The following is a 23,175-nucleotide window of genomic DNA, read 5'->3' as shown; positions in this document are numbered from 1 at the left end:
TGGGGCTTAGCGACCTCCGGCGGTAACGGCCATCATGCGGTTCTTGAAATGTTCTCGCTTAGCGTTGTCTGGCGTACCTTCCACGCGATGCCCTCCAGTCCCTTACGAAAAGGGGCATCCGGATCGAGTTCGTGAAGGAGAGCCTGGCCTTCTCGGGCGAGGATTCCCCGATGGCCAATCTGATGCTCTCGGTCATGGGTGCGTTCGCAGAGTTCGAGCGTGCCCTGATCCGGGAACGGCAACGCGAGGGCATCGCGATCGCCAGGCAACGCGGCGCCTATCGTGGACGGAAACGCTCCCTCTCCGACGAAATGGTCGCCGAGCTGCATCGCCGCATCGTCGCCGGCGAGCGAAAGGCCACCATCGCCCGCGACCTGGGCATCAGCCGCGAAACCCTCTACAAGTATCTCCGCAACACCCCATGACGCCTATGTTCTCACTATGTCCGCTAATACCAAGCTGCATTGATCAGAACCTACGGGCCCATTTGCGGCGGCCGATGGTCATAATGCGCCACGGCTGATCGACGAGCTTGTTCCAGGCCTCGCAGCAATGGTCGACGATGTTGTCGTGAGAGGTAAAGATGCGGTTGGAGAGCCAATTGTCGCGCATGAACTGCCAGACGTTCTCGACCGGGTTCAGCTCGGGGCATTTGGCCGGCAGCGCGACGATGCTGATGTTGGCAGGCACCTTGAGCTTGCTTGTCATGTGCCAACCGGCCTGATCCATCAGCACGACAGCATGCGCGCCGGGTGCTACTGCAAGCGCGATCTCGGCCAGATGCAGCGTCATCGTTTCGGTGTTGCAGAAGGGCAGAACCAGTCCGGCACCCTTGCCCTCCTCGGGGCAGATGGCGCCGAAGATATAGGCTGATTTGGTGCGCTGGTCCTTGGGGGCAGACGGCCGCGTGCCGCGCTGCGCCCAGCGGCGGGTGATGGTGTTCTTCTGCCCGACGCGCGCCTCGTCCTGGAACCAGATCTCTATGGGCGTGCCCTGCGGGAGGTTGGCCCGGATCTCTGCCACCGCCGAGGCAAAGCCCCCTTTTTGAATGCCTCCATGGCGTGTCCGTTCTGCGCATGGTGACGGGGCCGGGCGGTCAGCTTCACATAGCCCAGTTTCTTCAGTTCGCGGCTGACAGTAGTCTCGTCGAGCGACACCGCGAACTCCTCGTGCAGCCAATGCGCCAGGTCGATCAGCCGCCAGCGCACGACGCCATGGATCGCCGGGATAGGCCCGCGCTCGACCGCCTCGACCAGTGCGCGTCGCTGCGCATCGTTGAGGATCGATGCCTTGCCTGGGGCCTTGCCGTCCAGCAGCCCGTCAGGACCGCGGGTATTGAAGCGGATCACCCAGTCGCGGACGATCTGAAGGGTGACACCTCCAATCCGCGCTGCCTCGCTCCGGCTACCACCCTCGTAGATCTGGGCCAGTGCCAGCAATCGCCGGGCTTGCGGCGCGCTCTTTGAGTTCCGTGCCAGTCGCCGAAGCGCCGGTCCGTCAAAATCCTCCCGCAAACCAATCGCTCGACCCATTATAGCGTCCTTCTGATGCAGGACGCTATTGAGTCAGACTTTCGCCGCCTTGGGAATCCCCAAATGAGTCAGACTCAGCGCAGGCTGGTATAAATTGTTGGCTGGCGCACAAAGCTTGGATTGGTTCAACAACCGCAGGCTCCTCGCGCGGATTGGCAATATACCATCTGCCGAAGCGGAGGAGCGCTACTACGTTATGCTGGACGACACCCCGATCGCCGCATAACTTAAGCCGAATGGCCTCCGGCAATCCCGGGGCGGTTCACTAATCTACCCCGAATGTTCTGACAACGGACAGTTAAACGAGAACTATATGAAATCAAAACCCTCCAAAAAAACGACTCACAATGCGCGGCGTACGCAGGATGAGCGCAGTGAAGAAATGCGCGCCCGGCTTCTGACCTCCTCCATCAAGATGCTCAAAGTGCACAGCTATTCTGGCTTTCGGGTGGCGGACGTAGCCGATGATGCCGGTGTTTCGCGCGGTGCTCAGGTCCATCATTTCGCGAGCAAGGACAAGCTTGTTACCGCCAGCCTCGAGCTAGTTTTTTCGCGCGCGCTGGATCGCACGATGGAAGCTATCGCGAAGCTTTCCAGCCAGGACAAGATGCTCGAACATGCCTTCGCGGACGCAGAAAAGTTCTTCTATAGCGATGAATTCTTCGTGGCTCTCGACATCGTCATCTCCGGATACAAGAACGGTGGTATCGCCGACGAGGTTCGCCAGATTGCCGGCCAGTACCGACTTGCCGCAGAGAACGCTTGGATTGCCCGCCTAGTGAAGACAGGGCTCGACCCGGACGACGCCGAGGACATCCTTTGGGTAATGTGGAGCGTGATTCGCGGATTGGCGGTGCGACGCCAGATTGGCCCGAAGTCCAGTCATCCGCAACGCGTCACCGAACTCGTCCTAAAGCTGCTATCCAATTACGCAGACACGCTCAGGCGCCAGCGGTACGGTTGATCGCCACCACAACAAAAACCTCTTGCCTCCCCACTAAACAAACCGTACGTACGGTTTGTTTAGTGGGGAGGCAAAGAGGTACATGCTCGAGCAGTTGCGATTTGCGCGCATTTCTTCGCAGTCACTGGCGACGGATGGGCGCTTTGCATCTGAGATCGTCGGCTTGGAGCTTGTCGAAGCGACCGAGAATGTCGAACGGTTCCGGTCAGACGACCGTTATTATGCGCTCGAACTTGACGCATCTGGGGCAACTGACCGACCGGTGATAGGGGTCTCGCTGCGATATGTTGAGCAGCTTGCCGAAATCGCACCGCGACTGCACGAGCGGGGATGGTCGGTCGAAGACGTGCCAGAAGCGCTTTGTTCGAAGCGACGCTACAAGTCGGCACTCGCCTGCCGCGATCTTAGCGGCAACGCAATCGAACTGGTGGTGCGGTCGCATAATTGTGGCCAACGCTACTTTCCAAGCCGTGACGCCGGCATTGTTGGTCTCTCGCATGTAGCGATGGGCAGTAGGACGATTGCAGCCGATGCAAGGGTGTGGATCGACGTGCTCGGTGCTCGAGTCGCGGACTGGGTTGGCGAATCAGTCCAGCTAGGCTGGGACGACCGGCATCACCGCTTGACCCTAGTCCCGAGTGCCCGGGAAAGCTTCCTCGCCCTCACTTTTGAGGTTGAGAGCATCGATTCGATCATGCAATCCAGATACTTGCTTGAGCAACGACAGGTTCGGATCGTTCGTGGGCCAGGCAGGGAACCGTCCAGCGGGGAGGTTTTCCTGACCTTCGAATCGCCGACAAAAGACTTCTACTATTCTTATGTTACGGCACCCGATCCGCAACTGCCTAACGCACTACCCCGTCAGTTCGATGCGTCGCCATCGTCCCACTGCATCTGGGGATCGGAATCGACCTTGCCCGAGTTTGGAGGAGCGGCATGACAATCCATATCAAGGATGTCGCCTACACGCGGCTGAAAACCAGCGATCTTGGTGCGGCGACGGATTTTGCCAGTCGTATTCTTGGACTGCAACCGGTCGAACGGACGGTTAGGTGCCATGGCTTCCGATCGAACGAGCGAGCCATGACGCTAAGCTACGAAGAGGGCAATCCGGGCGAAAACATCGTCGGCTTCGAACTTGGCGATGAAGACGAACTTGATCGTGCCGCCGCTACGTTAGAGGCGATGGGACATGTGGTGCGGCGTGGCAGCCGAGAGCAGTGCGAGCAGCGGTGCGTGCGGGATTTTATCGGGTTTCGGGATGCGGGCGGCGCGCAAATAGAGTTTGCGGTGGGGCTGGAGGTATCTGGGAATCGTGTGTTCTATTCGCGTGATGCGGGCATCACTGGTTTCAGTCACGTCGGCCTCTTCAGTAACGATCCCATCCGGGACGAGCATTTCTGGACTCAGGTGTGCAACGCCCGAGTGAGCGACCGTGTCGGCGAACTGCCGCTGTTACGGATCAGCCAGATACATCACAGCATCGCGCTTATCCCCGCTCCACGGTCAGGCGTGCAGCACATTAATCATCAAGTACAATCGATCGACGATGTGCAGCGCAGCTTCGCTTTGTTACGAAAACAAAATGTACCGATTGTGTTCGGTCCGGGCCGCCACCCGACATCGGGAGCACGCTTTATTTATTTCGAGGGCCCCGACGGCATGGTGTTCGAATATTCAGTTGGCGTGAACGAAGTAGACGAGGAAACTTACCGCGAACGCCAATTTGGCTTTGAGCCGACGAGTTTCTGCATGTGGGGCGCCAAGCCGGCCATTAAGGAGCTGACCAGCTGATTCAGTCGCATCTGTGGCAGGCGCGCTGCGACCAGCTTTAAGCAGACTACGGAATTACGTCGAAACAAGAAGGGTAGAAAGATGGGAAGCCAGCAAGCATATCAGCAGGACATCGTATGGCCGGCCAAGTTCAACGAGATACCCAAGGAAATCTTTGTTCGGTCCGATCTATACGAAGCGGAGATCAACCGGATTTTCCGTGGTCCGGAATGGCATCCGGTTGCGCATGAAAGTGAGGTGCCCAATCCGGGCGACTTTAAGACCTGTAATCTCGCCGACGTGCCGCTGCTCGTTATGCGCGGCGACGACAACCAGGTACGGGTGTTTTACAACGCGTGCTCGCATCGCAGCAATCAGATCGAGGTCAAGCCCGCGGGTAATCGGCGCGAATTCGAATGCCCGTATCATCGCTGGCTTTTCAACAGTAAGGGTGAGTTGGTCGGCTGTCCCAACCAGCGCGAATTCACACCGGATTTCAACAAGAAGGACTTCCCTCTCGCGCAGCCGCGCCAGGAAGCCGTCGGCGGCTTGATCTTCGTAACGCTGTCAGCGGAAACGGAACCCCTCGACGACTTTCTTCAGGAAGCCAGGGAATCGCTGATGGGCATCATGGGCGGCGATGGTCGGCTCAAGCTAATCGGCTATCAGCGGGTGCGCTATCTCACCAATTGGAAAGCCTATGGTGACAATGACGGGTACCATCCGCCGCTATTGCACCAAGCCTTCTCGATGCTGAACTGGCAGGGCGGCGAAGGCCGTCAATATGCCACGTCAAGCCGCGGCCATTACTGCATAGACACTGAACTCACAACGCCGCCGCCGACAAAGAAGATCCGCGATGCCTCGGTGATCCAGTTCCGCGACGAAGGCCGGCCAAAACGGTCGAGCGTGCTCGCGCTTTTCCCGATGTTGGTGGCGTCGAACTACCTGAATGTCATTAGCATCCGCTTCGCCACCCCGGTGGCGATCGACGAGGTCGAGGTGAATTACACCTATTTCGCACACGAGGACGATGACGAGGAGATGGTCCTGCACCGTATCCGTCAGTGTTCGAACGCGATCGGTCCGTCCGGACTCATTAGCATGGAGGACGCTTCGGTCTTCCACCGAGTCCAAATCGGTAACCGCACTCCAGGCAACGCCGTGTTCCAGAAAGGGGTGCGCGATCCGATGCGGCTAGGCTTCGAGTTCTTGCAGAATGACGAAAGCGCCAATCTGCCGCACTGGGAATACTACCGCTCGGCCATGGGCTTTCGGAGGGCCGCGCTGTGAGCCGCTTGTCGTTCGACGAACTCGTCCTCCTCGACGAGCTCCAGTCCGTCTATATCGAGGCGCTTGACTGCAAGGACATGGCGGGCTGGCTCAACGCCTTCGTCGACGATCCCGCCGCCAGCTATGTCTGCATATCACGCGACAATGTAGAGCGCGGCCTGCGGGTGGCGATGATGCTGGATGACTGCCGGGATCGCCTGATCGATCGCGGCACGTTTATCGGCGAGATCTGGGCGGGTACGTTCCAAGACTATCGCACGCGCCATTTCGCGCAGCGTGTACGAGCCACGCGGCGGTCGGACGGTCTAGTCGACATGGTGTCCCACTTCTCCGTGATATTCACGCCCGATGATACGGGGATTTCGCAACTTCTGGCCGCGGGAGTCTATGAGGACGTTATCCATCTAGAGGAAGAACGAGCTACATTTATGTCTCGGCGAGCAGTCACGGATACAGCGGTGCTGCCGCGATATCTTGTTTTTCCATTGTAACATCTATCTATAATCGGGAATACCAAAATAAAATAAAGTGCTTTATGAAACACTTATTATATGGGGGATATAATGTTTAAACTTATGACTTCGACTTCAATGCTGACCTTTCTTCTTAGCGTCGGCACCACCTCCGCTGTCGCCCAAGAACTGCAGCCGCCTGTCGGAGACGATAATGCAACGAGGAGCAATCCGCCGTCGGCGCAACGCGAGACCCTTGACGAGATCGTTGTCACTGCTACGCGGCGCGCCGAAAGGTTACAGAATGTGCCAGTGGCGGTGACCGCTGTGACGCCCGATACGCTTGACCGCACCAGCGTGGCAGACGTTCGTGGACTAACGCAGATCGTGCCAGGTTTCTTCGGCGGACGTGCCGCAGGTGTATTTCTCCCGGTTATTCGCGGTGTCGGCTCCAATAGCATCTCGGTTGGCGATGAATCTAACATAGCCACCTATGTCGATGGCGTATATCAGGGTGATCCATTTTCTACCTGGACGGATCTCGTGAAGGTGGAAAGGATCGAGGTGCTGCGCGGCCCACAGGGCACGATCTTTGGGCGCAACGCGACAGGTGGTCTGATAAATGTCATCACTCCGGATCCCAGCTTTAACCTTGAGGGAAGCCTTTCCGGTCGTGTGGCGATGTTGGACACTGGCGACGGTGACTATAACTTCCGCGGCTACCTTACAGGCGGGCTGACCGATACCATCGCAGCTGACATCTCGGGCATCTATCGCAAGTCGGATGACTTCGTCGACGATCTGGTGCGCGGCGGTAAGGCTGGCGGCTACCGGGTGATCGACGTCCGTAGCAAACTAATGTTCAAACCGAACGACGACGCGAAGATCGTATTGACGGGCGAGATTTTCGACCGCCGGGGTTCGGAGAATGTTTATCAGCCGTACGAGAATAATACGTCCGGCCGCGCATTTCCCGGCGCGATCCTGCCGACAAAGCCTTGGCAACTCTCTGCCGACCTACGGCCGTTGCTGCGCATACGCCGCCACAACTTTGCGCTGCAGACATCGTTCGACTTCGGCGGTGTCTCGCTGGAGACGACGGGAGCCTACGCCAACAACAAAACACATCAGGAGACGGATTCAGACTCGTCGAACATCTTGCTTGCTACGTTCGTCGCCCCGAACATTCAGTCCAAGATTTTCAGCCAAGAGGTCAGATTGCTGTCCTCCGCGCCCGGGCCACTGCAGTGGATTGCGGGTGTTTATTACTTTCACCTTGACGGCGACGCGCATTTCATCCTGAACAGCCGGACCGACCCCAGCCTGCCGTTGACGGTTCGCACGTTCAACCCGAAGCTGCAGACCAAATCCTACGCCGGTTTTGGCGAGGCAACGTATGAAGTGGTGCCCAACCTCTTTGTTACTGCCGGCATCCGCTACACACATGAAAAGCGCCAGTTCGACCAAGTTTTCAACGGTGTTTCTTTGTTTCCCGACACCGCAAAAAAATCGTTCGATCGAGTCACCTATAAAGGCGCAGCACGATACAACATCAACAATGACGCCAATATCTACGTCTCTTATAGCACCGGGTTCAAGAGCGGCGTTTTCAACATGGTTGGCGCCGCGCCAGTCGCCACGGATCCAGAGAAGATCAAGGCATTGGAGGGCGGCGTGAAGGCCGATCTTACGAGCTTTCTGCGCACGAATTTGGCCCTCTACCACTACAAGTACAGCAACCTGCAGGTTACCGCGCGCGACCCCTCCGGCCCCGGCTACATTCTTCAAAACGCGGCCACTGCCACCATTTACGGCGGCGAGCTCGAGGTCACACTGGCTCCCTCGCGCCAGTTCCAGGTACGCGGATCGGTTGCCTACAATCACGCCGAATACGATCAATTTCTTCAGGCCCAAGTGTTCATTCCGCGCCCGACTGGAGGCAATATCGTGACGCAAGCCGACGCATCGGGGAAGCAACTGCCGCGGGCGCCGCGATGGACATTCAATATCGGCCCGAGCTACGAAGTCCCGCTGGGATCCGGCACGTTGAATTTGAACGCCAGCCTGTATCACAGCTCGACGGTGTACTTCGACTTCCTGAATACCGCGAAGCAGGACGACTACAACCTCATCAACACGGAGATCGGCTGGACCACGGCGGATGAACGCCTTCGCTTCACCATTTGGACTTCGAACCTGACCAACGCGAAGGTCATCCAGGAAATTCGGCCGGGCGCGCTGGGTTCTGACCTGCGTTATGAACTGCCCCGTCGGATCGGCATAGGCGCAACGTTCAACTTTTGAGAAGCTAGTATTTTGGCTGCCCGCGTCCATCGGGCGCGGGTGGCCTGGGAAGGGCGGCGATGAGCATGCGGATACATCAACTTTACTATGGCGGTCGCTGGCACGAAGCCATTGGGGGCGGGCGGCAGTTATCGCACAACCCCGCCAGCGGCGATCTGATCGGCGAGGTGGCGGAAGCTACCCGCGAGGATGTCGACCGCGCGGTAACGGCCGCTGTCGCCGGGTTCCGCGTGTGGCGCGAAGTGCCGCCGCTGGAGCGGGCCCGACTGCTACGAGAAATGGCGACGATCATCCGCCGCAACGGCAAGGAGCTTGCCGACCTTGATGCGCTCGATTGCGGCAATCCGGTGAGCGAACTGGCGGCGGATTCCATGGTTGGCGCGGCGCTGATCGATTATTTCGCTGGCCTAGTCACTGAAATGAAGGGCGCATCGATCCCGGTCGGACCCAATGCGGTCAACTTCTCGGTACGGCAGCCTTTCGGCGTCGTGGCCCGAATCCTTGCATTCAACCACCCGTTCCTCTTCTGCGCGGGAAAGATCGCCGCACCATTGGCAGCGGGTAACGTGGTGATCGTCAAGCCATCGGAGCAGGCGCCTCTTTCGGCTCTGCGCTTCGCCGAGCTAGTCGATGGGCTGCTGCCGCCCGGCGTGCTGAACATCGTGACCGGCGGCAGCGATACTGGCGCGGCACTCGCCGCACATCCCAAGGTCGCAAAGATCAGCCTGGTCGGAAGTGCTGCTGCCGGCCGCGCGGTGATGCGCGAGGCCAGCGCGACGCTGAAACCGGTACTGCTGGAGCTTGGCGGCAAGAACGCACTCATCGCCTATCCCGATGCCGATCCGGATGAAGTTGCCAAGGCGATGATTGCCGGCATGAACTTCGCCTGGTGCGGCCAATCCTGCGGCTCGACCAGTCGGGCGTTCGTTCACGCCGACATCCATGATGCGGTGCTGTCCCGGGTCTGCGATGCGGCGGCCCGCTATCAGCCGGGCGATCCGTCCAATCCCGCGACCACGATGGGCGCGCTCATCAGTCAGCGACAGCACGAGCGCGTGCTGGGTTTCATCGAATCGGCCCGGGCGGAGGGCGGTCGGCTGATCTGCGGCGGCGGCGTGCCAGGGGGCGACCTGGCGAGCGGACTGTTCGTCGAGCCGACCGTGTTCGCCGATATTACCCCCGACATGCGGCTAGCGCGCGAGGAGGTGTTCGGCCCGGTGCTCGGCGTGTTGAAGTGGTCCGACGAGGCGGCGATGATCGAGGCGGTGAACGCTGTAGATTATGGCCTTACCTGTTCGATCTGGACGCGAGATCTCGATCGCGCCCACCGCACGGCGATGGCCGTGGAGACCGGCTATGTCTGGATCAACGAAACCTCGCGCCACATTCTCGGCGCGCCTTTTGGAGGGATGAAGCAGTCCGGCATCGGGCGCGAGGAGTGTTTGGAAGAATTGCTGGCGTTCACCCAGGAAAAGAACATCTACATCGCGCTTGGTCCGCGCGCGGCGTGAGCGGAACTGCCCTGAATGAGCGGAGCGGCGCGGGGTCGTCGTTTGAACAACCGATCGGTTACAGGCGATTGGCGATCCTCCTGCTGACCATCGCCTTCACGCTCAACTTCGTTGATCGCCAAGTGATCAACATCCTGGCGGAGCCGATCAAGCACGAACTGCATCTGGCTGATTGGCAGGTCGGGTTGATGTCCGGGCTTGCCTTCGCGCTGCTCTACACTGTCGCGGGAATTCCCATTGCCCGTCTAGCTGACAAAGGAGACCGGCCCAGGATCATTAGCGTTTCCATTTTCGCCTGGAGCGCTTTCACCGTCGCCTGCAGCATGGCACGCAACTTCCCGCAGCTTTTGCTTGGCCGCGTCGGGGTGGGGCTGGGCGAGGCGGGTCTTACGCCGGCCGCGACTTCGCTGATCGTCGACTATTCTCCGCGCGAGCGGCGCGCCTCGGCGCTTTCGCTTTACTTTCTTGGAGTGCCGATAGGCACTCTTGCGGGCATGGCGATGGGAGGAATAGTCGCCGACGTTTATGGCTGGCGCACCGCCTTCGTAGTCGCCGGCCTGCCGGGTGTGCTCATGGCGCCAGTCCTCGCCTTTGCCCTTCGCGAGCCCCGTCGATCGCAGACGACAATCGGGTCCTCAGGTCCGCGCCTTGGCTTCTTGGCAACGCTGCGGCAATTATGGAGCATCCGCACTTACCGGCTGATCGTGATGGCCACCGCTATCCAAGGAGTTGTGGGATATGGGTTCGCCCCGTTCCTCGCCTCGTTCTTCATGCGCAATCACGGCGCGGAGGTGGCTAGCCTCGCCGCCAGTTTCGGGCTGCGCCCGGCGGGTTTCCTTGGGTTGTCGCTCGGTCTGTCGACCGGGCTGGCGGGTGCGGTCGGGGTATGGCTGGGCGGGGCACTGGCCGATCGCCTGGGGCGAAACGACTTGCGCGCCTATGTGACGATCCCCGCTATGGCGGCGATGTTGTCGCTGCCCTGCTACATTCTGATCTTTAACCTGGACAGCGTTGTGCTTGCCCTGATCGGGCTGGCGGTGCCTAATGTGCTTGGCGCGATGTGGATGGGACCAATTCACAGCACCCAGCAGAGCGTTTCTCCACGCGAGATTCGCAGCAGCGCCACTGCCCTGTTTCTGTTCGTCCTGAACCTGATCAGCGTCGGGCTGGGGCCGCTGCTGGTCGGGGCATTGAGTGATGGAGCGGTGTCGCTTTTCGGCGATGATGCGGGGTCGGGATTGCGAACCTCGCTCATCACGGTGAGCTTTCTGGCGCCTCTCTCAGCTTTCCTGTTCTGGAGCGCACGACGATCAATCCGCGAGGATTATAAAGCCTAATGGAGATGGTCCTCGTTGGTTCCGCAACGATCCGGCAACCCAAGGAGAATTGAAATGAATACCCACCCGCTTCCTTCGACATCTCCCGAGCACGGCGAAATGCATCACCCATCAGATTTACCCGCTCCGTCAGATCCGCACCGCGCCCCCTATGCGGTGCGGACTCCGGGCGAGGGAAGCCGCGGTGATCCGCTGGCGCAACTGGTGCGGCCCGGCTCGATCCATTCTGCCCTGTATACGGACGAAACCATCTTCAAGCTGGAGCTGGAGCGCATCTTTCACGGCGGCTGGCTTTATATCGGCCACGAGAGCGAGATCGCCGAACCGGGCGAGTATCGCAGGCGGCAGATGGGTCGCCAGCCGGTCATCTTGGTGAGGGGGCAGGATGGACAAGTGCGCGTCCTGCTTAACCGCTGCCGCCATCGCGGCGCGATGGTCTGCGAACAGGATGCTGGCAAAGACAAGGTGTTTCGCTGCTGGTATCATGGCTGGACATACGCCAATACCGGCGAACTTATTTCGGTTTCCGGTCCGGAAGGTTATGGTGCCAGCTTCGCACTATCGGAACATTCGCTCACCCCGGCCGCACGGGTCGAGCAATATCGCGGTTTCGTGTTCGCCTCGCTGAACGGTTCGGTGCCGCCGGTCATCGATTTTCTGGGTGGCGCCGCCAAGATCATCGACCTGCTCATCGACGCTGCCCCGGGCGGCGTACTCAGTGTCAGGGCCGGATCGAACCGCACTACATATAAGGGAAACTGGAAGCAGGTCGGCATGGACGGCTATCACCCCATGTATGTTCATGCATCCGTGCTGTCCACCTGGGAGCGCCATGCGGAAAGTGGCGAAGGATTGGGGGCGACTCACAGCGATAATCCGTTCGGCTTCGATTCCATTTCCGAGACGCGCGACTTTGGGCACGGCCATACGATGCTCGACTTCCGCAAGCACAGGCTGAAGCACACGGGGAAGTTCCGCGCAATTCTCGAAAAGACGAATGGCGGAAAGGAATATATCGAAGCCCTCTATGCCGAACATGAAGCCGACTGGGCGGATATGCTCATCGCCATGGCGGGCGATCCTCATTTAGGGGTCTTTCCCAATCTTCAGCTCATCAACAATCAGATCCGGATCATAAATCCCATCAGTGTCGACGAAACTGAGGTCATCATGTTCCCTGTGCTCTTCGAGAATGCGAGCCGCGAGATCAACGCACTGCGGCTTCGCCAGCACGAGTCCTTCTACGGCCCGGCGGGATCGGGGTCGACCGACGACGCGGAGATTTTCGAGCGGGTCCAGTTGGGCCTCAACGCGAGCGTCGAGCCGTGGATCGACATCTCTCGTGGCATGGAGCGGGAATGGATCGATAGCGACGGATCGATTGTGGGCCATATTACTGACGAGGTGCCGCAACGCGGCCAGATGCGGCAGTGGCTGGCCATGATGTCGCCGCCGGATGCCGTATCCGAAGGAGCACACTGACATGGCCGACAAACCCAATGGTAGCGCGATCGCCGCGTTCACCGGCTCACCGACGGCTGTGGCCGTTACCCACACATCGGCGCTCTACGCCGATGTCGCGGCGTTCATATTCCGCGAGGCCGAACTGATGGATGGCCACTGCTACGACGAATGGTTCGACCTCTGGGCACCGGAAGCGCTGTACTGGGTTCCGTCGAACAGTGAGGATCTCGATCCGGACAAATCAGTGTCTATCATCTACGAGCGGTACGACCAGCTCGCCGACCGCATCTTCCGATTGAAGGACAAGCGGATCCACTCGCAAAACCCGAAATCGCGATTGCTCCGTATCGTCTCCAACATCATCGCGGAGGCCGACGGCGAGGATGTGCTCGTGCGTTCGAACTTCATCCTTGGCGAGGTGCGAAGCGGGCATCAGGAGGCGCTGTTCGGTCGCGCGACGTACCGGCTTTTCCGGCGCGAAGGCGGTTGGAAAATTCGTGCGAAAAAGGTTTATCTGCTGAACAACGACGCGCCCATGCGCAACGTGACGTTCCTGCTATGAGCGGCGTGTCCCGAGAAAAGCCGATAATCGCTACGGTCATCGGCGATCCAGGAGGCATAGGTCCGGAGGTCTGCGTCAAGGCGCTCGCCGATGGAGCGCTTGGTCGCATGGCTCACCATCTGCTGATCGGGGATTTGGAGGCAATTCGGGTGGCCGCAACGGCATCGGGCCTCAATGTTCGGTTGCGGCAAATTGCTAGGCCGGATGAAGCAGCTAGCAGCGATGGGGCGATCGCCGTCCTTGATCCGGGCAACTTGGCGCCCGGCATCTGGCAGGTCGGTCAGCCTAGCGCAGCCTCGGGCCGGGCAGTCCTTGCCTGGATTCGGCTCGCGGAGCAGCTTGGTCGTGATGGCTTGATCGACGGCTGGATTATGGCGCCGGTGGATTCTACATCGCTCAAGCTCAGTGGCGGAGTCGATACCCTCGATGATCTTCAGCCACCCGGAACTTATCTGCTTCGAATTAGCCAAAATCTACGGATTGTGCCAATTACCGAACACATCTCCATCTCGGATGTGCCTGCAAGCGTCACTCGCGAGGCGGTTTCGCAACTGCTCGCGCTGGTCAGCAAGGCATTTGCGCGCTGGGGCGTCGCCGCCGTGAGGATTGGCGTGGCTGGTCTCAATCCGCATGCGATGGGCACCGAGGAGGTGGCCGAGATCGCGCCGGCCGTGGCGGAGGCGCGGGACAGCGGCCTTTCCGTAGAAGGGCCAATTTCGCCTGACGCCATCTTTCGGCAGGCGATCGAAGGGCGCTTCGATGTTGTCCTGTCGATGTACCATGACCAAGGACAGATTGCCCTGAAGACTGCCGCGTTCGAGGGGGCTTGCACCATTTATATCGGGCTGAACTACGTGCATCTCACGGTGCCGCATGGATCGGCCATGGACATTGCCGGAAAGGGCATCGCCCAGCCCTCCAGCATGACTGCCGCGATGCGGATGGCTACATCGCTCTGCCTCGGTTACGGGTTTGTAGATGATCATGGCTGACCAGGATATCGAGGAAAAGGTCCGCCTCGCGGCAAGGGGGCTCGGTCGCGCAGGGCTGGTACACGCATACGGCCATTGCAGCGCACGCGTTGATGCCGATCATTTCCTGGTTTGCGCGGCGATGCCGATGGTGTTGATCAAGGATGAGCCTAGCACTCTCGTTCCAGTTCAAGGCCCGCTGCCCGAAGGTGTGCTGGGCGAAGTGCGAGCGCATCAGGCAATCTACCTGCGGCGCCCGGATGTCGGAGGCATCTGCCGGATTATGCCGCCAGCTGTCATGGCCCTTTCAACGCGCGGGATCACGCCGCTGCCGCGCCACGGACTTGGTGCCTATTTTGCTCCCTGTCCTCCGCTCTGGAACGATCCCCGCCTTCTGCGCGACGACGGGGCAGCAGCAGCCCTAGCGGTAACACTGGGCGATGCCCGGGCCGTTGTGATGCGGGCCAACGGCGCCATAACCGTCGGAACCTCTCTCGAAGAGGCTGCGACGTTTGCCTTTATGCTGGAAGACGCGGCGAAAATCGAACGCGACGTGCGCGCAATGGGCTTCGATCCCGCCGGAGGACTGCTAGAATCGGATGAGATCGCCGCCCGGCAGACCTTGGCTGGCGGCGTGGTTGATAGAATGTGGCGCTGGCTAACCGAAAGCGAAATGCCATCACCTCATACCGGCTCCCTCGTCAGGAGAGCGCACTAGACGTTCCGTAGAAGAAGCAGTTTATAGTGAGACAATTCGTTGTTGCGGCGACGAAACGCAGTGGGAGGGCAAATGTGGCAACGCTAAAAGTCAACGGCATCAGCATCAATTATATCGACTGTGGCAGCGGAAATGTTCTCGTTCTGCTGCATAATGCCGTGTCGAACATCACAGCGCTGGAACAGAACATCGACGCATTGCAGGAACGGTTCCGAGTGATCGCCTGCGACCTGCGCGGCCATGGCCTCACCACTCACCATAATGATGAGATCACTGCCCGCGAGTTCTATACTTTCCCGAACATTGCTGACGACGTTAGCCAGTTGCTCGAACATCTCGGAGTTGGCCGTTTCAGCTTGGTAGGGCAGGCCTATTGGGGAGTGAGCACCGCCGCCCACATCTATAACCGCCATGCCGAGCGGGTGGACGCGATGGTTTTCGCGGCATGCGATTTGATCGCCAGCCCTAGCGGCGACCAAGAGCCCTATGCCGGACTTGGCGAGGTCACGGTCCGAAATTTCGAGCGGATGATCGCGCTTGCCCGCGACCGTGGAATGCGCGCTGTATATGAAGATCGACTGAAATCAGAAACCTTCTGGGGGCCAACCGTGCTCGGCAGTCCAGAGCTTCTCGCAATCTTCAAGCGCCTGCATGATGAAACCTCGCCGGTAGCATTTACCCACTTTCCGCGGTTTCACCAGCGGACCGTTGAGGAACTTTTGATAAAGCTGTCGAAATATCGGACTCCCTTGATGATGCTGTTAGGTGCCGAGGATTCACACAACAATCAGATGATTTTCAACATGAGCCAGCTTTATCCCGACACGTGTGTAACAATTATCCCGAATTGCGGCCATTATCCAACCATTGAGAATCCTATAGATTTCAATCGTGCGGTGACAAATTTCGTCGCAGGCGCAATTGTGACGCCGGGACACCTCGAATAGGCTCGGTATTTTGACGCCTGCTGCTAGTAGCCATTTACTTCGGGTCACACATATGAACAAACCGAAAGTGTTATCATGAAAGAGGACAAGATGAACGATATGCAAGCAACCCCATCCCTGGCGGGACGCGTCGCAATTATCACAGGAGGCGGTCAGGGTATCGGCCGCGTCTTTGCGAAGGGCTTCGCGGCCGCTGGTGCCAAGGTAGGAATTGTTGAACTGAATGAAGAAAAGGGCCAGTCTGTCGCCACCGAAGTCGATCAACAAAGCGGCCCTGGCACCGCAATTTCAATCCAGGCCGACGTGGCTGATCCCGCTGCTGTGGAGGCAGCTGTCGCCGCAGTCGCAAACAAATTTGGGCGGCTGGATATCGCGATCAATAACGCCGCCATCTTCTCAACCTTGAAGATGCGGGGTTTTGAAGAGATCCCGTTTGATGAGTGGAGCGCTGTCATGCGCGTCAATGTTGACGGGGTCATGCTTGTTTCCAAGGCTTGCGTGCCCCTAATGCGCGCGCAAAAGCACGGTCGGATCATCAACATCTCTTCGGGCGTCGTCACGATGGGACGCCCCTTTTACCTTCACTACGTGACTTCCAAGGCTGCCGTAGTAGGCATGACCCGTGCTATGGCCCGCGAGGTTGGCACAGACGGCATTACGGTTAACGCCATTTTGCCAGGCGCAACATTTACCGAGGTCGAGCGTGAAACGGTGTCAGCCGAACAGAAGTCTCAAATTCTTAATATGCAATGCATCAAGCGGCACGAAACGCCCGAGGATTTGCTTGCCTCAGCCCTCTATCTTGCTTCTGACGGAGGGGGATTCGTGACCGGGCAGTCCATCGCAATCGACGGAGGAACAACATTTCGATAGATGCGCCATGGGCGGATTCAACCGGTCGTCGCAACACCAAGAAATTGGAGGTTGTAAACATGGCAGGTTGTCGCGCATCGGAGCGGTTCATCCGAAGAAAATTGCGATCACCCGGACGTCCCCCTGCATGACAGCGTGAGAATCGCTGTCGCTTCTGGCAAGCTATTGCCCAAGGGCGCAGCAGCGAAGAGGCCGCGAAGGATGCTGGTATTTCGATGCCCCTTGGTCCCCGCTGGTTTCGGAGTGCAGGAGGTATGCCACTGTCCGCCGTCAGCGCCTATGTGTAGGCGCTTGCCAACGTAGCGGCCTCTGCTCGCCAACGGAGCGGATTTCTGTGGACTTGTAACGGTTTTGCGCCGGTCGCCTATCTCATTATGCCACCTTTGCTTCGAATGCCAATGGGCTGATGCCGCCCAGATATGAATGACGTCTGCGGGTGTTGTAGAATCCGTTGATGTACTGGAAAATGGCGGCCTCTGCCTGCCGCCTTGTTGGCCAGCTCTGCCGCCAGATCAGTTCCGCCTTCAGCGATTTGAAGAAGGTCTCGACGGCGGAGTTGTCATAGCAGTTGCCCTTTCCGCTCATGGATGGTCGCAGGCCGTAACCCTGCAGCTTCTTCTGATAAGCATAGGAACAATATTGGCTGCCACGGTCCGAGTGGAAGATGCAGCCAGGTGGCGGGTTGCGCAGGCGCATCGCCATGTCCAGCGCCCGGATCGCCAGGTCCTTCTTCATCCTGTCACTGACCGCCCAGCCCACGACACGGCGGCTATGCAGATCGAGGATGACGGCGAGGTACAGCCAGCCCTCCAACGTCCAGACATAGGTGATATCGCCGGCCCAGATCAGGTTGGCCCAGGCCGCGATGGCTAATCGCGACACCAGCGTCGCCCAACTTTGCAAGGAGCTCGGCGTCAAACCGGTAACGCTCTACCGCTATGTCGATCCCAGCGGAAATCTCCGCGATCACGGCATCCGCGCGCTCGCCAGCCCTTAACGTACGATTCCACACTCAGCCGGAACTGACCCCGGGCTCGGAACCAAGGTCGAAAAGCGGGTGGCGGAGGCCGAGGCTGCCTCCTCACGAGACTGAACTCCGTGGCGATTTATCCCACATTATTGCATTTTCTATAAACGCGGGATAAATTCCCGCATGCCGGTTATCGAGCCCTTCTCTGACGAACAGGCGCGCGCGCTCATCAATCTGCGCCAGCGCTACGACGCGTGGATTGCAGCGGAGCGGGAACTATTCGCCCTGCCCTACGACCTGCGGCGCAAGAAGATCGGCGAATATACCTATCTCTACGAGATCCACGATCGCAGCGGAAATGGCACCAGCCTGGGCGCGTGGGATGAGGAAAAACAGCACCAGTTCGATGACTACCGCGCCACCAAAGCCACTGCCAAACAGCGCCGCGATGGCGCCCGCGACACTCTGTCCGAAAGCAGCCGCATTGCCCGCGCATTGCGCCTGCCTATGCTCTCTGCCGATGCCGGCCCGATCCTGCGCGAGGCGGACCGCCGCAGCCTGCTCGGAAGCCATCTGCTGGTGGTCGGCACCAATGCCATGGCAGCCTACGCGCTGGAGGCCGCCGGAGCCTTCATCGGCGTGCCTGACGAGACCGAAGATTTTGACCTGGCCTGGGCCGCTGAGAAGCCGGAAGACGGCACAAAGGTGTGGGATCTGCTGAAGGCGGTCGACCCGACATTCACCATCAATTCGGAGCGCGATTTTCAGGCCCGCAATGCACGCGCTTACGAAGTCGAATTGCTGGTCGCTCCGTCGCGTGCCGAAACGCTGGCGGGCACGGATCGCCCCAAGCCTGTGCCGCTCCCTGAGCAGGAGTGGTTGCTGCCGGGCCGCAGGGTCGATCAGGTCGTCCCTTGCCGCGATGGCACCCCTGCCCGCATCGTCGCTCCCGACCCGCGATGGTTCGCTTTGCACAAGCTCTGGCTGGGTGCACAAGCCAAGCGCGACCCGCTCAAACGGCGCAAGGATCGGACGCAGGGCAAGGCGCTGCTCGACGCGGTGCACGAAGTCATGCCGCACTATCCATTGGGCGAGGAATTCGCTGCAGGGCTGCCCCCGGAACTCATGCCGTTTTTCAAGGAATGGCAGACTGGTGAGATCGGGAAATAATCCGCCCAGGCTATAGGGTGCCCTCCGCTGCAACGAGATTTAACGGTGCCGCCGAGGGCACCTCGTAACATCCTGAGATTACTGAACAAATCAGGCCTATCCCGCTGAGATGCAGCGGAGAGCAATTCGCCAAAACGTCTAACCATCTGTTATTGCATGCAAATCAACGGCGGCTTGCCGCGTAGGGTGTGCAGAAAACAGGAACGCGACGGCCCGTTGCCATCGTTCCGTTCGAATTTGCGTCCAGGTAGAACGAAAATGGCTGCCTGTGCCTGGAAATCGGCCGACAGGCCGGACCGCAATGTCAGACTTGAAGGAGAGACGATCAACCGCTCTGCGGCACCTCACGGTAGGCAACGCCGAGCCGCCTTCTCGCGCTCATTCGGCGCGCATTTACCGCCGCAATGTGGCGCAGTGCATCGGTCGCATCTGCGAATGCCAGAGTCTTCCCCTGACCCTCCGTTCCGATGCGGCCCCAAGCCTGCTCAACGACATACCATCCGAACAAATCACGGGAGAATGACAGCCGATAATCACGCGCGATATTGCGCTCTGAATCGACGGCCTGCCAGTGCCAATTCCGGTCGGTTTCGAGATCGTTCACTGGGCCAGTTTCATCTCGCTCTGCAACCGCGTCCAACGCATATTCTGAATCATGGGAAGTCCATTGATTCAGTGTGGCGATCAGTCTCGCCAAACGCCCGAAGGCGGCGGTTCAGATGATCCACCCGCAGCCGGAAATTGTCGGCATCGACCCACCCTGCCCTGTCCAATATCGCTTGCGCCTGTCGGCCCAACAGCACCAGAACTCGGGCTGCGTCCTGGGCGGGTCTGGCCCCGTGGAACTGTCCACCCTCGCCTGAAGCCCGCAGGCCTTTCGCCAGTTCCGGTACATGCCGTTTGATGAGGGTTGTGAGTTCGATCAGATCAAGGTCAATCCCCGGCGATTTCGGCTCGCCATCCGCCGCTCGAAGCAACGCTGCACAGGCCTGTTCCTCGCGTCGCAATTCGGAGGCCATTTCGGGGCAATAATCTGCAATATCACACCACGCTTTGGCGATTGCGCGATGCTGGCACTCCCAACGGACTGGAGGCGAAACGGGCGAGACAGCCGGTGGGGATTCTGGTCCTTCCCGGCGGCCGAAAATCGAGAATGTCAGGGCAAAGACAGCAAGGGCCAGCAACACCGTTGCCCATTCCTCAAGCCCCAAACCGACCGCCACGACAATTGCCATGATGGCCACCCCCGCAGCGGCTACGAAACGGATCACGAACCGCACCAACCACACAACAATTGCGCCGAATACCGTGATGGCGAAACCCGCCAGCACCAGCAAAATAATCACATGCACCGCTGCCGCCATTTTGCACTCCTTCCGATCGGCAGCACTATCGCCCGCCAACACGACAGAAGCGGTCGCAGGACCAACCCGTCCTGCAATTCGCGCTTGCAACGTTTTGGCATTTCGCCTCCATTCGGGGCCGCTATTTCGAAGGGACTTTTGCATGGATCTGGAACTGCTTGGGTTGCGGCAGGCGATTGCTGCGTGGCGCGACCAGGCCATTCTCGATGCGGCGGAGCTGTTGAACACTTGCGGTGCCGAAAGCCTGGAAGCGTTCGAGAGCAATCTTCACACGGCAGGGCCGCTGGACATGATCTGGGATCCGGCCAGCTATGCCGCCGATGCGATTGACCGGGAAATGCTCGCCCATTCATCCGGCCCGCTGGTCACCACGTTGATGCAAGCCGCCGAAGACCTCGGCGCGAAGGAGCCAAGGTTCGCAGCATTGAGCAAGGCGCTGGCGGAATCCGCCTCCGCGCTCGATCTGCCGCAAATTGCCGAGGATGCGAGCGAGCCGAAAGCCCGGCCAACACCGACCGCTCCGGCCACGCCGTCACCCAAATGGCCCGCCCTCCTGCTACGCCGTGCCAGCGAGCTGGGTCGCAAAGCCTCTGACAATATTGGCGAGGCAGCAGACAGCGCCGCCCGAACCCTGCGTGACCGGACCATCCTGCATGACCGGTTGCGTTCTGCCGCCCGGACGCATCTGGCCAATCGCTGGATGGGACGCAGCGGGCAGCCTCGCCCCGTACTGGCGCAGGTCATCCTGCTGATCGACGAAACCGCCGCACAGGCAAGGATGCTGCCGTGATCGACGCACTGCTCCCCCATGTCATTCGCGGCATTCCTGACGAGGCGCGCATGGGCCTTGCCACCAATTCCCTGAAGCTGTTCGGATCGGTCATCCGCGACGCATCGAACGGGCAGATCGTCTACCACCTGCAGGAGGCCGCGCCGCTGGCCCAGTCGTTGGCGTCGAATTTCAGCCCGGTTGGCGTGGCAAACATTGCCGTCAACGCTGTGCAGAACGAGGTCAACCGTCGCGCGATCGAGCGCGTCGCCTCGGCTGTCGATGCGCTGACCGAAGTGGCCCATGTCAACCTCGCCCTCTCCGCCGCAGGTATTGGTGTTTCGGCGGCAGGCTTTGCCATCATCGCCAAACGGCTCGACCGGATCGAAGCCAGCATGGCCTCGGTCGAGGACAAGATCGATCAGGTTATTTCGAAGATCGAGGAAGCGACCCGGCGCGAGACGCAGGACCTATTCAGCAATATCCGTGGGCTGGCCACGCTTTACGAAGATAGCTGGTCCCTGTCCGATATCGGCCGCGCCGAGCGTGATTGCCAGCGCATCTGGCAGGACGGGGCAGCCTTGCAGGACATGACCGAGCGGCGCGCCGAACATGCTCTCAGCAACGCGGCGCTGGGCTATGACGCGGCCCGCCCCCATCTGGAGGCCTTTGCGCTGGTAACGGGCCTGCGTATCGCGGCACTGCTGGCCTGTAACGAGAATGAGACAGCACGGCGAGTGGAGCAGGACACTTACCAGCGGATCGACCGGCTGACAGGTTCGCTCGGCTTGGCGGACCTGCTCCCTTTGGCGATGCAGGAAGGGTCACAGCCCGGATCGCAGGAGTGGCTGCTCGACCGCGCCCGGGCGGGCAGGGAATTGCGGCCTGTGGTCTCGGAAATTCGCCTGCGCGAACAGGCCCTCGCGACCCGCACCGCCGCCCTCCCCCTGCTAGAGGATGTTGGCGTACGCCCGCGCGAATGGCTGGAGCAGGCAAGAGCCGAGGAAGGGGTGGAATTGCTGTGCCTCGCCCCGAAGAAATAGGCGGCAAGATTGGCGCGGACCACCCCCTGTTCGATCTGATCGAGCAGGTATATCGGGTCTTTGCCTATCCCAGACCGCGCAGCACGGACGTCTGCGAAAATTGCTGCATGGACCCGCAGATCGAGGCGGATTTCTTCAATCCGCCGATCAGGGAACTGCCGCTTGCCTATGTGCTTGACTGGTACTTCGCCGCCTGTGAACGACAGGGGGCGAGCAAGGCGACCTGGGGCTGGCTGCTCCCTCGCATCCTCGAAGTTCTGGCTGTGGGCGATGACGTTGCCACGGTGGGTCTGGAGGTAAGCCTTGCCCGGTTTGAGACGGGCAATCCCGCCAACTGGTCAGGCGAGGAATGGCGCGTGCTGGACAGCTTTCAGCGCCAGTATCTCGCACTCCAGATCGAGGATGGCGGGGACAATCTGGACGATGTGCTGTGTATGTTCAGGCTGGGCGGTTGGCCGATGGAGGATTTGCTCGAACAGGTCGCGGCTTTTCCCGATGATGTGCTGGCGCACAGGTTCTGGCGGGACTGGTGCGAACACCATGTGCCGGGCCGCGAGGCGGTGTGGATCACCCCCTTCTGGGAAGCGCCGGACAACACCGCTGCATATGATTTCTACACCTCGCCCGAGATCCACGCGCGGATGGAGGCTCTCGCACTGGCGGACGCCACCGATCCCGAACTTGCCGCGCAGGCCAGTGCGGTTGTCGGCGTAATCGAGGCCGGGGCGGACTGGTTGAGGTGAGGATAGACTGAGGGGGCAGTTGGTATTCTAGCTGCTATTAAGAACTGACTGCTACGATCAGGAAAAACTGGTAGGATAAACTATGCGAACCCATCTGGAGTTTCGAGCACCCCGCTTCGTTGGAGGGGCTAACGGCATCAATCCCGATATCGACGGCTCAAAGCTCGCAGTTTTCCTTGCAGAGGAATTTGGCACTTTGGAATTCCCGACGAGCGTGATCGAGGAAGACTGGGGGTGGATGGTTCTCCTCAAGGAAGAACCTTTCCGACTGTGGTTAGGGTGCAGTTCCTACGATGCGCCCGATGGATGGCTGGTTTTCAGGGCCTGTCAGTAATTTTGTGCGCGAGGCCGGTTTCGTTCATCAGACCGTGAACCTGTCGCCGAAGATGATGGCGAACTGGGTTTTGGCCTCGAA

The 23,175-nt window shown here is 59.7% G+C and carries 23 protein-coding genes and 1 pseudogene; 20 read left to right on the top strand and 4 right to left on the bottom strand.

Features of this window, described 5'->3' with window-relative positions; translation table 11 throughout:
* Positions 1-68: 68 nt before the first annotated feature.
* Positions 69-425, top strand: coding sequence for a recombinase family protein (locus tag FHS75_RS17495; protein WP_425325964.1), 357 nt, complete (start codon positions 69-71; stop codon positions 423-425).
* Between the two features lie 43 nt (positions 426-468).
* On the opposite strand, the gene FHS75_RS17490 is transcribed toward FHS75_RS17495, so the two are convergent.
* Positions 469-1,532 (bottom strand): IS630 family transposase gene (locus tag FHS75_RS17490; RefSeq protein WP_179408931.1). Its coding sequence is split into 2 segments (ribosomal slippage): positions 469-1,038 and positions 1,041-1,532, totalling 1,062 coding nucleotides; the frame shifts between segments, so codons are not numbered across the junction.
* A gap of 313 nt (positions 1,533-1,845) precedes the next feature.
* Between FHS75_RS17490 and FHS75_RS17485 the strand changes: the two genes are divergently transcribed.
* From FHS75_RS17485 to FHS75_RS17420, 14 genes are all read left to right on the top strand, one after another.
* The gene (locus tag FHS75_RS17485; protein ID WP_179408930.1) at positions 1,846-2,496 is read left to right on the top strand and encodes a TetR/AcrR family transcriptional regulator; all 651 of its coding nucleotides are present in this window, start codon (positions 1,846-1,848) and stop codon (positions 2,494-2,496) included.
* Positions 2,497-2,578: 82 nt separating this feature from the next.
* Positions 2,579-3,436 (top strand): VOC family protein, encoded by an 858-nt coding sequence (locus FHS75_RS17480; protein WP_179408929.1) that lies wholly within the window; start codon positions 2,579-2,581, stop codon positions 3,434-3,436.
* The gene (locus FHS75_RS17475; protein WP_179408928.1) at positions 3,433-4,290 is read left to right on the top strand and encodes a VOC family protein; all 858 of its coding nucleotides are present in this window, start codon (positions 3,433-3,435) and stop codon (positions 4,288-4,290) included. Before FHS75_RS17480 ends, FHS75_RS17475 begins: the two co-directional genes overlap by 4 nt.
* An 81-nt stretch (positions 4,291-4,371) precedes the next feature.
* Positions 4,372-5,562 (top strand): aromatic ring-hydroxylating oxygenase subunit alpha, encoded by a 1,191-nt coding sequence (locus tag FHS75_RS17470; RefSeq protein WP_179408927.1) that lies wholly within the window; start codon positions 4,372-4,374, stop codon positions 5,560-5,562.
* Positions 5,559-6,053 carry an aromatic-ring-hydroxylating dioxygenase subunit beta gene (locus tag FHS75_RS17465; protein ID WP_229735737.1) on the top strand — a complete coding sequence of 165 codons (495 nt, stop codon included), beginning with the start codon at positions 5,559-5,561 and terminating at the stop codon, positions 6,051-6,053. The genes FHS75_RS17470 and FHS75_RS17465 overlap by 4 nt, the downstream gene beginning before the upstream one ends.
* A 72-nt stretch (positions 6,054-6,125) precedes the next feature.
* Positions 6,126-8,318: a TonB-dependent receptor gene (locus tag FHS75_RS17460; protein WP_244959148.1), complete on the top strand. Its 2,193-nt coding sequence runs from the start codon at positions 6,126-6,128 to the stop codon at positions 8,316-8,318.
* 59 nt (positions 8,319-8,377) lie between these two features.
* Positions 8,378-9,829: an aldehyde dehydrogenase family protein gene (locus FHS75_RS17455; protein ID WP_179408926.1), complete on the top strand. Its 1,452-nt coding sequence runs from the start codon at positions 8,378-8,380 to the stop codon at positions 9,827-9,829.
* A 68-nt stretch (positions 9,830-9,897) separates the two neighbouring features.
* Positions 9,898-11,166 (top strand): spinster family MFS transporter, encoded by a 1,269-nt coding sequence (locus FHS75_RS17450; RefSeq protein ID WP_218845328.1) that lies wholly within the window; start codon positions 9,898-9,900, stop codon positions 11,164-11,166.
* A 54-nt stretch (positions 11,167-11,220) separates the two neighbouring features.
* Positions 11,221-12,648: an aromatic ring-hydroxylating oxygenase subunit alpha gene (locus tag FHS75_RS17445; RefSeq protein WP_218845327.1), complete on the top strand. Its 1,428-nt coding sequence runs from the start codon at positions 11,221-11,223 to the stop codon at positions 12,646-12,648.
* 1 nt (position 12,649) lies between these two features.
* Positions 12,650-13,192, top strand: a complete 543-nt coding sequence (locus tag FHS75_RS17440; RefSeq protein WP_179408925.1) for an aromatic-ring-hydroxylating dioxygenase subunit beta — start codon at positions 12,650-12,652, stop codon at positions 13,190-13,192.
* Complete coding sequence (locus tag FHS75_RS17435) at positions 13,189-14,184, top strand: PdxA family dehydrogenase (RefSeq protein ID WP_179408924.1); 996 nt, start codon at positions 13,189-13,191, stop codon at positions 14,182-14,184. Before FHS75_RS17440 ends, FHS75_RS17435 begins: the two co-directional genes overlap by 4 nt.
* On the top strand, positions 14,171-14,881 hold the full coding sequence (locus tag FHS75_RS17430; protein WP_218845326.1) for a class II aldolase/adducin family protein: 711 nt from the start codon (positions 14,171-14,173) through the stop codon (positions 14,879-14,881). The genes FHS75_RS17435 and FHS75_RS17430 overlap by 14 nt, the downstream gene beginning before the upstream one ends.
* A 74-nt stretch (positions 14,882-14,955) precedes the next feature.
* Positions 14,956-15,828, top strand: a complete 873-nt coding sequence (locus FHS75_RS17425; protein WP_179408923.1) for an alpha/beta fold hydrolase — start codon at positions 14,956-14,958, stop codon at positions 15,826-15,828.
* A 75-nt stretch (positions 15,829-15,903) separates the two neighbouring features.
* Positions 15,904-16,701: an SDR family NAD(P)-dependent oxidoreductase gene (locus FHS75_RS17420; protein ID WP_218845325.1), complete on the top strand. Its 798-nt coding sequence runs from the start codon at positions 15,904-15,906 to the stop codon at positions 16,699-16,701.
* 372 nt (positions 16,702-17,073) lie between these two features.
* Here FHS75_RS17420 and FHS75_RS17415 read toward each other — a convergent pair.
* Positions 17,074-17,553 (bottom strand): annotated as a pseudogene (locus FHS75_RS17415) (IS3 family transposase); the annotation flags it as partial.
* Positions 17,554-17,566: 13 nt separating this feature from the next.
* Here FHS75_RS17415 and FHS75_RS17410 point away from each other — a divergent pair.
* Positions 17,567-17,698 (top strand): hypothetical protein, encoded by a 132-nt coding sequence (locus tag FHS75_RS17410; RefSeq protein WP_425325963.1) that lies wholly within the window; start codon positions 17,567-17,569, stop codon positions 17,696-17,698.
* A 156-nt stretch (positions 17,699-17,854) separates the two neighbouring features.
* A complete protein-coding gene (locus FHS75_RS17405) occupies positions 17,855-18,841 on the top strand; it encodes a GSU2403 family nucleotidyltransferase fold protein (protein WP_179408922.1) in 987 nt (328 codons plus the stop codon).
* A 325-nt stretch (positions 18,842-19,166) separates the two neighbouring features.
* Here the strand turns inward: FHS75_RS17405 and FHS75_RS18165 are convergent, their stop codons facing one another.
* Both FHS75_RS18165 and FHS75_RS17395 read right to left on the bottom strand, forming a co-directional pair.
* Positions 19,167-19,445, bottom strand: coding sequence for a WGR domain-containing protein (locus FHS75_RS18165; RefSeq protein WP_179408921.1), 279 nt, complete (start codon positions 19,443-19,445; stop codon positions 19,167-19,169).
* A gap of 49 nt (positions 19,446-19,494) precedes the next feature.
* Complete coding sequence (locus FHS75_RS17395) at positions 19,495-20,205, bottom strand: hypothetical protein (RefSeq protein WP_179408920.1); 711 nt, start codon at positions 20,203-20,205, stop codon at positions 19,495-19,497.
* Positions 20,206-20,347: 142 nt separating this feature from the next.
* Here FHS75_RS17395 and FHS75_RS17390 point away from each other — a divergent pair, with 142 nt between their 5' ends.
* The 3 genes from FHS75_RS17390 (at position 20,348) to FHS75_RS17380 (ending at position 22,760) form a co-directional block, all read left to right on the top strand.
* Entirely contained in the window at positions 20,348-20,995 is a 648-nt protein-coding gene (locus FHS75_RS17390; protein ID WP_179408919.1) for a hypothetical protein, read from the top strand.
* Entirely contained in the window at positions 20,992-22,017 is a 1,026-nt protein-coding gene (locus FHS75_RS17385; RefSeq protein WP_179408918.1) for a hypothetical protein, read from the top strand. Before FHS75_RS17390 ends, FHS75_RS17385 begins: the two co-directional genes overlap by 4 nt.
* 107 nt (positions 22,018-22,124) lie before the next feature.
* On the top strand, positions 22,125-22,760 hold the full coding sequence (locus tag FHS75_RS17380; RefSeq protein WP_179408917.1) for a hypothetical protein: 636 nt from the start codon (positions 22,125-22,127) through the stop codon (positions 22,758-22,760).
* The last annotated feature ends 415 nt before the right edge of the window (positions 22,761-23,175 follow it).

The sequence above is a fragment of the Novosphingobium marinum genome (genome assembly GCF_013408095.1).
GTDB classification, from domain to species: Bacteria; Pseudomonadota; Alphaproteobacteria; order Sphingomonadales; family Sphingomonadaceae; genus Novosphingobium; species Novosphingobium marinum.
This window is presented reverse-complemented; position numbering and strand designations above follow the sequence as displayed.